The organism is Streptomyces nidicola (genome assembly GCF_050106155.1).
Classification (GTDB): domain Bacteria; phylum Actinomycetota; class Actinomycetes; order Streptomycetales; family Streptomycetaceae; genus Streptomyces.
Window position 1 is genome coordinate 9,284,397 of sequence record NZ_JBNBPI010000001.1, and the last position, 13,593, is coordinate 9,297,989.

The following is a 13,593-nucleotide window of genomic DNA, read 5'->3' on the forward strand; positions in this document are numbered from 1 at the left end:
AACATGGCCACAGACCTGCCCGCTTCCGCCGCCTCCGTGGGCGTCACCATCTCCGGTGTCCGCAAGCAGTTCCCCAAACACCTGGCGCTGGACGGCATCGACCTGTCCGTCCCCGCCGGGTCCTTCACCACCCTGCTGGGCCCCTCGGGCTGCGGCAAGACGACGCTGCTGCGCATCCTCGCCGGGTTCGAGACGGCGACCAGCGGTTCGGTGAGCTTCGGGGACCGCGACGTGGCGAACGTCCCGCCATGGAAGCGCGATGTCGGATTCGTGTTCCAGAACTACGCGCTGTGGCCGCAGATGAGGGTGAGCGAGAACGTCGCGTACGGCCTGAAGCTCCGCAAGCTGCCCAAGGCCGAGATCGCCCGCCGCGTGCACGAGACCCTCGACCAGGTCGGCCTCGCCCAGCGCGCCGACGCCTTCCCCGGCCAGCTCTCCGGCGGCCAGCAGCAACGCGTCGCGATGGCAAGGGCGTTGGCGCTGCGCCCGACCGTCCTGCTGCTCGACGAGCCGCTGTCCAACCTCGACGCGAAGATGCGCGTCGACATGCGCCACGAACTGCTCACCCTGCAACGCGAGGCCGGGATCACCGCCGTGTACGTCACTCATGACCAGGAGGAGGCGCTGGAGATGTCCGACGTCGTCGCGGTCATGAACAACGGCCGCATCGAACAGGTCGGTTCGCCGTCCGACATCTACGAACGTCCCGCGACGTCGTTCGTGGCGTCCTTCGTCGGCCAGGTCACGCTGATCGCGGGCCGCCGCACCCCGACGGGCTTCGTGCCCGACCTGCCGTCCGCCCGGCCACTCGCCGAGATCGCGGAGCACGCAGGCGAGCTCGACCACGCGCCCTGCCAACTGGCCCTGCGCCCGGAGGACCTGACCGTGGTCGAGCCCGGGCACGCCGAGTGCCACTGGGAGGGCACCCTGGAGCGCACCACGTACCACGGCAGGGGGCGAACCAGTACGGTCCGGCTCGCCGACGGCACCCGCTGCCTGGTCGCCCATCGCGCGCCGCTGACGGCCCTCCCCGGGGACACGGTCGGGCTTCGCGCACTCGGCGGCTGCCTCGTCCCGCTCGACCGCCCCGTCAGCCCGGTTCCGGCGCAGGGCGCAGCTGCCGCAGCCACCTCTCCGTCCGGGTGAGGTGCGCGCCCGTCGCCGCTGCCGCCGCGGTGGGGTCGTGGGCGGCCAGCGCGTCGATGAGCGCCTCGTGGCCCTGGTCGCTCGCGGCGCGGACCGCCGTGCCCTGCGCGGAGCCGTACACGTTGTAGTGGCGGCCCCGGGAGCGCAGGACGCCGGCGAGCGCGGCCAGGGTCTCGTTGCCGGAGGCCGAGCAGATAGTGGTGTGGAACTCGTGGTCCAGGTCGTGGAGTTCCTGCTCGTCCTCGGTGGCGCTCAGGCGCGCTTGAAGCTCCCGCAGCCGCGCGATCACCTTCTCGTCGGCGCGGGCCGCCGCCAGCGCGGCCGCCTGGCACTCCACGGCGCGGCGGGTGTCGAAGAGTTCCAGGAGGCCGTCGAGGGGGAGTACGTCGACCATCGCGGCGAAGCCCGCCAGCATGTGCGCCGGACGCAGCGCGGAGACGAACGTGCCGGCGCCGTGCCGGGGTTCGAGCATCCCGAGCGCCGCGAGCGAGCGCACCGCCTCGCGCAGCGAGCCGCGTGACACCCCGAGGCGGGCGCACAGGTCGGGCTCCGGCGGCAGCCGCGCGCCCGGAGCCAGTTCACCGCTCGCGATCATCGCCCGCAGCCCCGCTGCCGCCGTATCGGTGGCCGTCATGGTCCTGCCCCCTTTGTCCTCGTGTCGTCCGAGGAGTCATCCGATGAATCCTGCAGCATGCGCTGGGGATGATTCCCAGAATTCCCAACCACCCCTGTTCAGCAAGCAATTTACCGCCTACGGTCCTGCGAGTACGACACGATCGGACCACAGTCATCGGATGACTCGCGGAGTGACATGTCTTCCCACCCCCTCGACGCCTGGGCGCTCGACCCCGACGTACGCCACCTCAACCACGGCTCCTTCGGTGCCGTGCCCCGTGTCACCCTCGACGAGCTGCGAGCGCTGCGCGCGGAGATGGAGAGCAACCCGTGCCGGTGGTTCCGCGGGCTCCCGGAGCGCGTGGCGCGGGCCCGCACCGAGATCGCCCGCTATCTGCGCGTCGCCCCGGACACCCTCGCGCTCGTGCCCAACGCCAGCGCCGGTATCAGTACAGTGCTGGGCTCCCTCGAACTCCCGCCCGGCAGCGAGGTGTTGCTGACGGACCACTCCTACGGCGCCGTCACCATGGGAGTGACGCGGGCCGCGGAGCGGGCGGGCGCGCATGTACGGACCCTGCACATCCCGCTCGACGCGACCTCCGCGCAGATCGCCGCGCTCTTCGCCGAGGCCCTCGGCGACACCGCCTCACCCACCTCCCTTGTGGTCGTCGACCAGATCACCTCGGCCACCGCCCGCCTGTTCCCCGTCGCCGACATCGCGGCGCACGCCCACGCGGCAGGAGCCCTCGTGCTCGTCGACGGGGCGCACGCGCCGGGTATGCTCGCCGACCCCCTCGCCGACGCGGGCGAGGCCGACTTCTGGGTGGGCAACCTGCACAAGTGGCCCTGCGCGCCCCGCGGTACGGCTGCCCTCGTGGCACGCGGAGACCGGGCGCAGCGTCTGCACCCGTTGACCGACTCCTGGGGCGCTCCCTACCCGTTCCCCGAGCGCTTCGACCAGCAGGGCACGGTGGACCTCGCCCCCTGGCTCGCGGCGCCGCGCTCCCTGGACTTCATCGAGGAGCGGTTCGGCTGGGACGCCGCACGCCGGCAAATGTCCGAACTGGCGGGGGAGGCCCAGCAGTTGCTCGCGGACGCCCTGGGCGTGGACACGGCCCCGGTCGGCGGCAGCCCCGCCCCGGCCATGCGCCTCGTCCCCCTGCCCGACGGCGCGGCATCGGACCAGGACGCCGCGCACGCGCTGGGACGCCACCTCGCCGACACGATCGGCTGCGAGACGGCCATCACGACCTGGAACGGCCGCGGCTTCCTCCGCCTGTCCGCACACCTCTACAACGACCGCAAGGACTACGCCTACTTGGCCGACCAACTCCCAATGGCGCTGGCCGCGACCACCTCGTAACTCACGTCCCCGACCCGCGGCATCGCACCAACCCTGGTGTGTGCCGCGGAATCGGCATGCTCGGCGGACGTGCGCGGCTGCGGGCGGCCGCGTATTGCCGACTCCCGGTCGCCTTGCGTGGGCGTGGGACGATCACGCGCCGTCGCCGACGCCCCGCCGCTTTTCGCGTGACGGCCACGCGCCTTCGCCGACACCCCTCGCTTTGCGCGGGATGACCATGCGCCACCGCCACCGCCGCCGACACCCCGTCACTTCGCGCGAGAACCCCACGTCACACGCCCACCCAAACATTCGCCCTGCCGCGCCCATTGACGCCCCGCTCGCGCACGCGCCATGCTCCCGGCATCGCGTGTTATCGATAACACGATCTTGAGTCCGCCTGAGGGAGCCGCCCCATGACAGGCCGTCAGCCGTCCATCGGTCCAGCTCTTCCGGCCGCGAGGCCCGGCAGACGCGCCCTGCTGCGGGCGGCCGCAGCCGGCGCCGTGGCCACCGCGTCGGCGCCGCTCCTCACGGCGTGCGGCACCGCCTCCGGGCAGCCTCCCGGCAAGGTGGCCCTGCACGGGGACAACCAGACGTGGGCACCGCCGCTCAAGGCGGCGGGGCAGGCGATGCGCAAGGTCGACGGCATCACGCTCGTGCCCGAGGTCATCCCGTCCCTGGAGTCCTTCGAGCAGGTCGTCAAGTCCTCGCTGCGCACCAACAAGACACCGGACATGCTCAAGTACTGGTCCGGTTACCGGCTCCAGGACCTCGCCCGCACCGGCGGCATCGAGGATCTGTCGGACCACTGGGCGGGCGCCGTCCGCAAGGGCTGGGCCGACCCGGCGCTGCGGCCCGCGCTCAGTTACCGCGGCCGTGTCTACGGGCTGCCGATGAACCTCGCCTACTACGTCTTCTTCTACAACCCGGAGGTCTTCCGGGACAACGGCCTGAAGAAGCCGGAGACCTGGGACGACTTCATGCACACCGCCGACCGCCTCAAGCGCGCGGGCATCACCCCGCTGCACGCGACGACGGCCGGCCGGTGGCCCGCGTTCATCTGGTTCCAAGAGATCCTCACCCGGCAGAACCCGCAGTTCTACGAGGACCTGATGAACGGGCGCGCCCGCTACACCGACGAGCCCGCCCAACAGGCCATGCGCACCATCGGGTCCTTCGCCGACAAGCACTGGTTCACGTCACTGGACATGGACCACTCCACGGCCGCCGCGCGTGTCGTGCACGGCAAGGTCGGCATGGTGGCCTGCGGGTCCTGGCTCGGCGGGACCTTCGCCGGGGTCGGCGGCAAACCCGGCAAGAACGTCGACGCGTTCGTGCTGCCGATGCAGAACACCCGCGTCCGCCCCGCCGTGGTCTTCGAGACCAGCGCGCTGGTGTGCACGGTCCGCGGACCCGACCGCGCGGAGGCGCTGCGGGCCGCGGGCGCGTGGACACACCCCCAGGTCATGAAGGCCTTCTCGCACGCCCTGCAGGACGGCTGCCCCAACCCCGTCGTCCCACCCGCGAACGTCACGATCGACGGTGTCACCCGGACCGTCCGCGAGACGAAGGCCCGCAAGCTCAACCGCTTCTGGGAGCTGGGCCCGCCCGAACTCGTCGAATCCACGGTCGACGACCTCGCCGCCGCCCTGATCAACCCCTCCTCGTACCGGTCGGTGCTGCGCACGATGCAGGGCCGCGCCGACGAGGCATGGCCGGTGTGGCGGGAGGCGGAGAAGGCATGACCGAGACCGTGCGTACGACGGCACCCGTCGAAGCCACCAAGGTGACACCACCCCGCCGCCGGATCCCCACCCGCACACCCCACCAGGCGAGTGGCCGCCAGAAGGGCACGGGCCGGCTCGGTGGCCCGCTCTCCGGGGTCCCGTGGGCGCTGCCCGCCCTGCTGTTCGTCGGCGTACTCCTCGTGTACCCGTTCCTGCGCAGCATCTACGGCAGCTTCTTCGAGGACAACGGCTTCACCAGCCACTACACCGGCCTCGACAACTTCACGCGGCTCGCCGACGACCCCATCTTCGGCCGCTCGCTGCTCAACACCCTGATGTGGGTGGCGGGCACCCTGCTGCTCCCGGTCCTCGCGGGACTCGCCATCGCCGTGGCCACACACCGCATGCGCTTCGGGCTGATCGCACAGTCCGTCATCGTGCTGCCGTACGCGGTCTCGGGCGCCGCGACCGCCGTGCTGTGGAAGTTCATCCTCACCTCCGAGGGCTCCCTCAACCAGGTCCTCGACGCCATCGGCCTCGGCTCCCTCGCCCAGCCATGGCTCCTGGAGTGGCCGCAGAACACCCTCTCCATGATCGTGGCCAGCACCTGGCAGGCCACGGGACTCAACGTGGTCCTCTTCGCCATCGGCCTGCGCGCCATCCCGCGCGAGACCATCGAGGCCGCAGAGCTGGACGGGGCGCGGGGCTGGCGGATGTTCCGGCACATCACGCTGCCCCAACTGCGGTCCGTGACCGTGGTGGTGGTCGGCATGGCCATCGTCAACAGCCTCAAGGCCTTCGACATGATCTGGGTCCTCACCCAGGGCGGCCCGGCCCGCTCCTCCGAGACCCTCGCACTGACCATGTACCGCGAGGCGTTCCGGCTCTTCCACATCGGCTACGGCTCCGCGATCGCCCTCGTCCTGTCCGTCATCGTCGTCGCCTCCTCGTGGCTGTATCTGCGCAGGCAGCTGCCCGAGACGTCCCCGCGCTGACCCGAGCCGTCCGACAAGGAGTGACACCCGTGGGAAAGACCTTCCGCAATGTCTTCGTCGCCGGCTGCGTGGTGCTCTGGCTGGTCCCTCTGTACCTGCTGGTCGTGAACGCGCTGACACCCGTCGGCTCGTACAGCGGCAACGCGGACTGGACGCCGAACGGCTTCGCGCTGTGGGACAACCTCGTGACCGCCTGGAACGAAGCGGGCATCGGCGAGAGCTTCCTCGGCTCCCTGATGTACGCGGTGGTGTGCGGCGCGGCCGCCGTGCTCGTCGCCGCGATGGCGGCGTTTGCCGTGGTGGTGCTGCCCATCCCGAGGCCCGCGTTCTGGTTCTGGCTCATCTACTCGGGGACCCTCTTCCCCTTGCAGATGTTCCTCGCCCCCCTGTTCGGCATGTACGCCGACGGCAACCTCTACGACACCCGGCTCGGCCTCATGCTCATCTACGTCGCGTGGTCGATCCCGTTCGCCTTCTTCCTCATCCGCAACCAGATGACCACGATGCCGCCCGAGGTCACCGAGGCCGCGATGATCGACGGTGCCTCGTTCCGGCGGATCTTCTGGCGCATCCATGTGCCGCTGATGGGCTCCAGCCTGGCGGCCGCGTTCATCTTCCAGTTCACCGCCGTCTGGAACGACCTGCTGTTCGGCATCACGCTCAGCCGCAGCCCCGACGTCCAGCCGGTGATGGCCGCCCTCACCAGCCTCAACAACGCCTACGCCTCGTCGGGTCCGCCCGTCATCCTGGCCGGCGCGCTGATCGTCTCCCTGCCCACCCTCGTCGTCTTCCTGACGTTCCGCGGCCTGTTCCTGCGCGGTGTCACCGCCGCCGCCCGCTGAACACCCCCCACCGCACCCAGAGTTGGAGAAGAACGCATGACCACACGGGCCCTCGTCCGCACCGCCGATTGGGACAACGACCGCATCCGGGAGAGCCTGCGCGGCTCCGTCGTGAGCGCCGAAGGCAGCCTGTCCGGCGGCTCGTTGCGGCTCACCGTCGAGCCGCTGATGCGCCGCGCGGAGGACGGCGGACTGCTTCAGTCGTTGCGCGTGGAAGCCGTGAACGGGGGCGTGATCCCCACCGAACTCGTCGTCCGTACCGAGTCCGGGGCGCCGCTGTCCGCCGAGCGTATCGCCGGGCCGAACGGTTCCGTACGCCTCCTGCTGCCCGCCGTCGACACCGCGCAGCGCGTCACCGTCGCCTCTACGGGAAGCGACGGCATCGACGTCACCCTCACCCCGCAGCGCGAGTGGACCATCCACCTCGTCCACCACTCGCACCTCGACATCGGCTACACCGACCCGCAGGGCCGCGTCCTCGCGGAACACCTCTCGTTCCTCGACTCCTGCCTGGAACTGACGCAGGCCACCGACGACTGGGAACCCGAGTCCCAGTTCCGTTGGTGTGTCGAGTCGTTGCTCTCCTTCCAGCAGTGGGCCGACGCCCGCCCCGCCGAACAGGTCAAGGAGTTCGTACGGCGCGTGCAGGAGGGCCGCATCGAGCTGACCGCGCTGCCGTTCAACCTGCACAGCGAGACCTGCTCCACCGACGAGCTGCACGAACTGCTGCGCCTCGCCCACCAGGTGCGCGACGAACGCGGCGTCGACTTCACCTCGGCGATGCAGACCGACGTACCCGGCCATGTCGTCGGCATGGTCGACGCGCTGAGCGCCGCAGGGGTCAAGTATCTTTCGGTGGCGCACAATTGGGCCGGACGCTCCGTGCCCCACCTGGTCGGAGGCGAGAAGCTGCCGCGCCTGTTCCGCTGGCAGGCGCCCAGCGGCAACAGCGTGCTCGTCTGGATGACCGACACCCCGCACGGGCTCGCGTACATGGAGGGCCCGCTGCTCGGCTTCGACACCGACTACGCCTCCGTCGACGACCTGCTGCCCGCCTACCTGACATCACTCGCCTCCAACCCCTACCCGTACCGCGGTGGTGTCTTCGGCTGGGCCATGGACGAGCGGGAGATCAAGCGCGAGCCCTACCCGTGGGACGTCCTGCACCTGCGCGTCCAGGGCAAGTTCGGCGACAACGCGCCGCCGCGCCGCATCATCGCCGACACCGTGCGCCGCTGGAACGAGACCTGGGCCTACCCGCAGCTGCGCCTGTCCCGCAACGAGGACTTCTTCACCGACGCCGAAGCCCGGCTGGGCGACGAGATCCAGACCTTCGAGGGCGACTGGACGGACTGGTGGGTCGACGGCGTCGGCTCCGGGGCCCACCCGCTGTCGATGGCCCGCACCGCCCAGTCCGTCGTCGCCGACGCGCAGACCCTCGGCACGTTCGCGGGCGTGCTCGGCGCGGAAGGGGCGGCCGACGACACACGTGACTCGGCGGGTGTGTACGAAGCGGTGTCCCTCTTCGACGAACACACCTGGGGCGCGGGCGACCCCTGGACACACGGGCACGACCACAGTCACTCCGGCGAGCAGCAGTGGCACTGGAAGTACGGCCAGGCGGTGCGCGCCCGCGACGACGGACAGTCCCTCCTCAACCGTGCGAACGCCCGCCTCGGCCAGCGCCTCGCCCGGCCCGCCGACACCCCGGCCGCGTACCACGTGGTGAACACCTGCTCCTGGCCACGCACCGAGGTCGCCGAGCTCTTCCTCCCGGAATCCAGCGTGCCGCTCGAACAGGCCGTGACCGTCCACGACGCCCGCACCGGCGCCGAGTTGACCCACGAGGAGCGGCCGCAGGTCAACGAGGAGCACCGCGACGCGGGCCGCTTCCTCCTCGTCCGCGTCGACGACGTACCGGCCGCCGGCTCCGTCCGCGTCGACATCCGCGCCGCCGACACCGCGGGCGGCGCCACGCAGGGGACGACCGCCGTCAAGACCGCCACCGGCTGGAACCCCACCGGCGGCAGCGAGCGCGAGAACCCGGCCGACACCGCCGCCGCGGCCCACGCCCACACCGACCCGCTGCTCCTGGAGAACGAGCACCTCGCCGTCCGCGTCGACCTGGCCCGCGCCTGCATCGCCTCCGTCATCGACAGGGCGACCGGCCGCGAACTCGTCCGCGCCGACGCCATCACCGGCTTCAACGCCTACATCCACGACAGCTACACCACGTCCGGAGGCTTCAACCACAACTCCAGCCGCACGACGGCCTCCGACCGCCTGGAACATCTCGGCAACCGCTCCGTCGCCCCGCCCGCCGCACTCATCGCCCGCCGGACCACGGCCACCGCAGAGACCCTCACGTACGAGACCCGCCCGCCGGGCGCCAACCGCGTGCGCACCACGCTCACTCTGCCGCACGGCATCGGCCGCCTCGACATCGAGAACCAGGTCGACAAGGACGCCACCCTCGGCAAGGAGAGCGCCTACTTCGCGTTCCCCTTCGCCTTCGAGACGCCCACCGTGCGGATGGAGGCCTCGGGCGGCGCGACCGGAACCGACCTCCCCGTGGTCCCCGGCTCCGCCCTGCACATGCGCGCGGTGCGCCGTTGGATCACGCTCCAGGAGGACGACCTCGCCGTCGGCTGGGCCACGCAGGACGCGCCGCTCGTCCAGTTCGGCAACATCGCGCTCCCGTACGCGCCCTTCCCGAAGACGATGGACCACGACGAACCCGCCACCGTCTATTCGTGGATCCACAACAACCTGTGGGACACCAACTTCCCTAGCGAGCAGGCCTTCGAGTTCACCTTCCGGTACTCGCTCTCCTGCGCCACAGGCGCCGACGTCGCGGGACTCGGCCCGCGCACCGCCGCCGGCACCTCGCGTCCACTGCACGCGGTGCGGGCCCGCGGCGCCGTCAGCGCGGACGCCGCCGACCGGTTGGCCTTCGCGACCGTCGGCGACCCGCGCGTACGACTCGTCGGCGCCACCATGCCGGACGCCGAGGGAGCCGTGCTGCTGCGCCTCCAGTCCTTCGCCGAGGAACCCGTCGCCTGCCCGGTGCGAGCACTCTTCCCCGTCGCCTCGGCGCGGCTCGCGGACTATCACGGCCGGGCAGGGGACGAACTCGCCCTGGAGGGAGGCGAGGTCACCGTCGACGTGCCCGCCCTCGGCACCATCTCGGTGCTCTTCCGACGTTGACGGCGTTGGTGACGCCGACACGGCGCACCGCTGCGTAAAGGAGACTCTGTGTACCGGCACGACCCGCGTTACGCCCCCGCTCCCGACGCCGTCCTCGCAGCCGGCTGGGAGCGGGTGGCGGCTCAACTCCCGTCGAAACCTGCGGTATTGGCGATCGATGGGCCGCCGTCCGTCGACTGGGACGCGCTCGCCGCACACCTGTCGGGCGCGACACTGCTCGACGTACGGGACCACTACGCACCACCCGCCGAGATCCGCGCCCGCGTCGGACACCCGGAGGGCGCGGACGACCCCTACTTCCGCAAGCTCGCGGAGAACCCGCTCGACGACCTCTTCGACACGGTGCCGGCACCCGAGGTCCCAGCCGGGAGACTTCTCGTCGTGTACGGGCCGGGCGCCGCCCTCGTCGCACACGACCTGCTCTGGTACGCCGACGTACCCAAGCGGCACGCGGAGGCGGCCACGGTCGCGGGCACCCCAGGCGCGAACCTCGGCCTTCCGGGCGAGAAGCCGGACCTGCGGCGGCTGTTCTACACCGACTGGCCCATGCTCGACCGGCACCGCGACACCATCGCCACCCGCATCGACGGCTGGCTCGACCTCCAGGACCCCGACAACCCGACATGGCTCGACGGCCCCGGCCTGCGCGCCACCTGCGCCGCCCTGGCCCGCACACCGGTGCGCACCCGGCCGTTCTTCAACTCGACGCCCTGGGGCGGGCATTGGGCGCAGAACGAACTCGGCTTCAACCCCGGATCCCGCAACACGGCGCTCGGCTACGAACTCATCGCACCCGAGGCGGGCATTCTCGTCGGGACCGGCCCCGAGGCGCAGGTCGAGGTGCCGTTCCAGCTGATGTGCGCACTGGAGCCGGACAGCGTGCTCGGCGAGGAGCCGCACGCCCGCTTCGGCACCTCGTTCCCGATCCGCTTCGACTACCTCGACACCGTCGGGGGCGGCAACCTCTCGCTGCACTGCCACCCCCAAGCCGCCTACATGCGCGAGAAGTTCGGCTGGTCCTACACCCAGCACGAGACGTACTACATGACCATCGGCAGCCCCGACACCAAGGTCTTCCTCGGCCTGCGCGAGGACGCCGACGTCGACGCTTTCCGCAAGCAGGTCGAGGCGGCGGCAGGCCAGGGCACACCCATGGAGGTCGAGGACCACGTCCACGCCTTCCCCGCCGAACAGGGGCAGCTCTTCCTCATCCCGGCCGGCACCCCGCACGCCAGCGGCGCCGGCAATCTGGTCCTGGAGATCAGCGCCACCCCGTACCTGTACAGCCTGCGCTTCTACGACTGGCTCAGGCCCGACGCCAACGGCAACCCCCGCCCCCTGCCGTACGAGCACGGCTTCGCCAACCTGGACACCACACGGCGCGGCGAGGCCGTCGCCCACGACCTCGTACAGCAACCGCACACCCTGCGCGAGGGGGACGGCTGGCGCGAGGAGGTCATCGGCGCCCTCGACGAGATGTTCTACGAGGTGAGGAGGTACGCGCTCGACGCGGGCGCCGAGGCGCAGGACGACACCGCAGGGCGCTTCCACGTACTGAACGTGGTGGACGGCAACGGTGTCACCCTGCACACCGAGGCCGGTGACACCCACGCGTTGTCCTACGCCGAGACACTCACCGTGCCCGCGGCCGTCGGCCGGTACCGGCTGCGCGCGGCCGACGGCGGTCCCGTACGGGTCGTGAAGGCGCTCGTCCGGTGATCCCGGTCATCGAGGTCGGCGGCACCCATGTCACCGCGGGCCTCGTCGAACCGGCCGACGGCAGGGTCGAGCGACGCACCCACCGGCCGCTCGACCCGGGCGCCCGCGCCGATGACATCCTCGGCGCGGTGTGCCGCTGCGCCGACGCGCTGGACACCCCCGCGGGAACCACCTGGGGCGTGGCCCTGCCCGGCCCCTTCGACTACGCGCGCGGCATCGGACTCTTCGCGGACGTCGGCAAGTTCGAGGCGCTCTACGGGGTGGACGTGCGGGCCGCGCTGCTCGACGGAATGGCACGGCGGCCGGGCGGAACGGTCTTCCTCAACGACGCGCACGCGTTCCTGCTGGGGGAGTGGGCGGTGGGGGCCGCCACCGCCCACTCCCGCGTCGTGGGCATCACCCTCGGCACCGGGGTCGGCTCCGCCTTTCTCGCCGACGGCCGCATCCTCGACCGGGGCCCCGGAGTTCCGCCCGAGGGCCGCATGGACCTGACGACCGTCGACGGCGGACCACTGGAGGAGTCCGTGTCCCGCCGAGCCCTGGTGGCCCGGTACGGGGAACAGGGCGTCGACGTGCGCGACATCGCCGAGCGGGCCCGCGCCGGGGACCGGCACGCCCGCCGCGTCCTGGACGAGGCGTTCGGGACGCTCGGCGCCGTCCTCGGCCCGCGCCTCGCCGCGTTCGAGGCCACCGCCCTCGTCGTCGGCGGCTCGATGGCACGCTCCTGGGACCTGGTCGCACCGGCGCTGCACACCGGGCTCGCCAAGGGCGGCTGGCCACCCGAGGCGGCCGACGTGAGCAGGCCGCCTCCCACGCGGCATACTCGTGCGATGCGCCCCGCCGCCCTCGCCGGCGACGCGGCGCTGCTGGGCGTGGCGCGCGCGGTCGCCACCCGGGACACGAACCGCACAGGGCCGGATTGGTAGCGGCCACCAGGACCGGCAAGGGGGAGACATTGGGCACGTCCGGCGCCGGCGCCGCCAAGGACCCGCATCCGACGGTGCGGGACGTCGCGCAGCGGGCACGGGTCAGCGCCATGACGGTCTCGCGCGTGCTGCGCGACGACCCCAAGGTGCTGCCCGCCACCGCGGAACGGGTGCGCGCGGCGGCGGCCGAACTCGGCTACCGGCGCAACGAGATGGCGCGCAGCCTGCGCCTCGGCAGCGGCACCGGACTCGTCGGACTCGTCGTCACCAACCTCGCCAACCCCTTCTACTCCCGGCTCGCCCTCGGCGTCGACGCCGTCGTCGGCGGGCACGGCCTGAAGACCGTCATCGGCAACACGGGACACGACCTCGACAGCGAACGCGGCCTCGTCGAGGACCTGGTCGCCCGCCGCGTCGACGGCATCATCGTCGTGCCCGCCGCCGACGACCAGCGCCACCTCGCCGCCGCCGCGGCCGGCGGTGTGCCCGTCGTCGTCGCGAGCCGCCCACCGAACGGCTTCGACGCCGACTGCGTCCTCGTCGACGACCACGGCGGAGCCCGGTCCGTCACCCGCAGACTCCTCGACGCCGGACACCGCCGCATCGGCTTCCTCGGCTCGCCGCCCGCCGTCTACACGGGCACGGAACGCCTGCGCGGCTTCACCGACGCCCTCGCCGAGGCGGGCATCGAGCGCGAGCCGGACCACGTACGCCTCGGACAGCAGCAGACGGCCGAGGCGACACGCGCCGCCGCCGAGCTGCTGGCCCTGCCCGAGCCACCCACCGCGCTGTTCTGCTCCAACAACCGCATCACCATCGGCGCCTTCCGCGCTATCAGGGCGGCCGGAGCCCCCACCGCGCTCGCGGGTTTCGACGACTTCGAGCTCGCCGACGTCCTCGGCCTGCCGCTGACCATCGCGGCGTACGACAGCGACGAACTCGGCAAGGAGGCGGGGCGGTTGCTCGTCTCGCGGCTCGGAGAGCGCGCGGCGGCGGGCGGTGGACAGGGCGGCACCCCGGCCGCCGCGCGGCGCGCCGTGGTGCCCACGACCCTCGTCCACTACGGCTAGG

General features: G+C 71.8%; 10 protein-coding genes. 9 read left to right on the top strand and 1 reads right to left on the bottom strand.

The features are described 5' to 3' along the window. Positions 1-3: 3 nt before the first annotated feature. Entirely contained in the window at positions 4-1,146 is a 1,143-nt protein-coding gene (locus ACOKM3_RS41845; protein WP_426906543.1) for an ABC transporter ATP-binding protein, read from the top strand. On the opposite strand, the gene ACOKM3_RS41850 is transcribed toward ACOKM3_RS41845, so the two are convergent. Further along, complete coding sequence (locus ACOKM3_RS41850; RefSeq protein WP_426906544.1) at positions 1,091-1,780, bottom strand: FadR/GntR family transcriptional regulator; 690 nt, start codon at positions 1,778-1,780, stop codon at positions 1,091-1,093. The genes ACOKM3_RS41845 and ACOKM3_RS41850 overlap by 56 nt on opposite strands. Positions 1,781-1,957: 177 nt before the next feature. On the opposite strand from ACOKM3_RS41850, the gene ACOKM3_RS41855 reads away from it, so the two are divergent. The 8 genes from ACOKM3_RS41855 to ACOKM3_RS41890 all read left to right on the top strand — a co-directional run bounded on the left by ACOKM3_RS41855 (position 1,958) and on the right by ACOKM3_RS41890 (position 13,592). Next, the gene (locus ACOKM3_RS41855) at positions 1,958-3,124 is read left to right on the top strand and encodes an aminotransferase class V-fold PLP-dependent enzyme (protein ID WP_426906546.1); all 1,167 of its coding nucleotides are present in this window, start codon (positions 1,958-1,960) and stop codon (positions 3,122-3,124) included. 395 nt (positions 3,125-3,519) lie between these two features. Next, the gene (locus ACOKM3_RS41860; protein ID WP_426906547.1) at positions 3,520-4,851 is read left to right on the top strand and encodes an ABC transporter substrate-binding protein; all 1,332 of its coding nucleotides are present in this window, start codon (positions 3,520-3,522) and stop codon (positions 4,849-4,851) included. Next, positions 4,848-5,828, top strand: coding sequence for a carbohydrate ABC transporter permease (locus ACOKM3_RS41865; protein WP_426906548.1), 981 nt, complete (start codon positions 4,848-4,850; stop codon positions 5,826-5,828). The genes ACOKM3_RS41860 and ACOKM3_RS41865 overlap by 4 nt, the downstream gene beginning before the upstream one ends. Before the next feature lie 29 nt (positions 5,829-5,857). Beyond that, the gene (locus ACOKM3_RS41870) at positions 5,858-6,670 is read left to right on the top strand and encodes a carbohydrate ABC transporter permease (protein ID WP_426906549.1); all 813 of its coding nucleotides are present in this window, start codon (positions 5,858-5,860) and stop codon (positions 6,668-6,670) included. 36 nt (positions 6,671-6,706) lie between these two features. Continuing rightward, complete coding sequence (locus tag ACOKM3_RS41875; RefSeq protein ID WP_426906550.1) at positions 6,707-9,877, top strand: glycoside hydrolase family 38 N-terminal domain-containing protein; 3,171 nt, start codon at positions 6,707-6,709, stop codon at positions 9,875-9,877. Positions 9,878-9,925: 48 nt separating this feature from the next. Continuing rightward, positions 9,926-11,596, top strand: coding sequence for a class I mannose-6-phosphate isomerase (locus ACOKM3_RS41880; protein WP_426906551.1), 1,671 nt, complete (start codon positions 9,926-9,928; stop codon positions 11,594-11,596). Next, the gene (locus ACOKM3_RS41885; RefSeq protein WP_426906552.1) at positions 11,593-12,522 is read left to right on the top strand and encodes an ROK family protein; all 930 of its coding nucleotides are present in this window, start codon (positions 11,593-11,595) and stop codon (positions 12,520-12,522) included. The genes ACOKM3_RS41880 and ACOKM3_RS41885 overlap by 4 nt, the downstream gene beginning before the upstream one ends. 110 nt (positions 12,523-12,632) lie before the next feature. Continuing rightward, positions 12,633-13,592 (top strand): LacI family DNA-binding transcriptional regulator, encoded by a 960-nt coding sequence (locus ACOKM3_RS41890; RefSeq protein ID WP_426907031.1) that lies wholly within the window; start codon positions 12,633-12,635, stop codon positions 13,590-13,592. Position 13,593 lies beyond the last annotated feature (1 nt).

What these genes read in the sequence shown, in the direction of transcription:
- ACOKM3_RS41860 (WP_426906547.1), top strand. Translation starts at nt 3,520, where the DNA reads ATGACAGGCCGTCAGCCGTCCATCGGTCCAGCTCTTCCGGCCGCGAGG.
- ACOKM3_RS41850 (WP_426906544.1), bottom strand. Translation starts at nt 1,780, where the DNA reads ATGACGGCCACCGATACGGCGGCAGCGGGGCTGCGGGCGATGATCGCG.
- ACOKM3_RS41845 (WP_426906543.1), top strand. Translation starts at nt 4, where the DNA reads ATGGCCACAGACCTGCCCGCTTCCGCCGCCTCCGTGGGCGTCACCATC.
- ACOKM3_RS41865 (WP_426906548.1), top strand. Translation starts at nt 4,848, where the DNA reads ATGACCGAGACCGTGCGTACGACGGCACCCGTCGAAGCCACCAAGGTG.
- ACOKM3_RS41875 (WP_426906550.1), top strand. Translation starts at nt 6,707, where the DNA reads ATGACCACACGGGCCCTCGTCCGCACCGCCGATTGGGACAACGACCGC.
- ACOKM3_RS41890 (WP_426907031.1), top strand. Translation starts at nt 12,633, where the DNA reads ATGACGGTCTCGCGCGTGCTGCGCGACGACCCCAAGGTGCTGCCCGCC.
- ACOKM3_RS41855 (WP_426906546.1), top strand. Translation starts at nt 1,958, where the DNA reads ATGTCTTCCCACCCCCTCGACGCCTGGGCGCTCGACCCCGACGTACGC.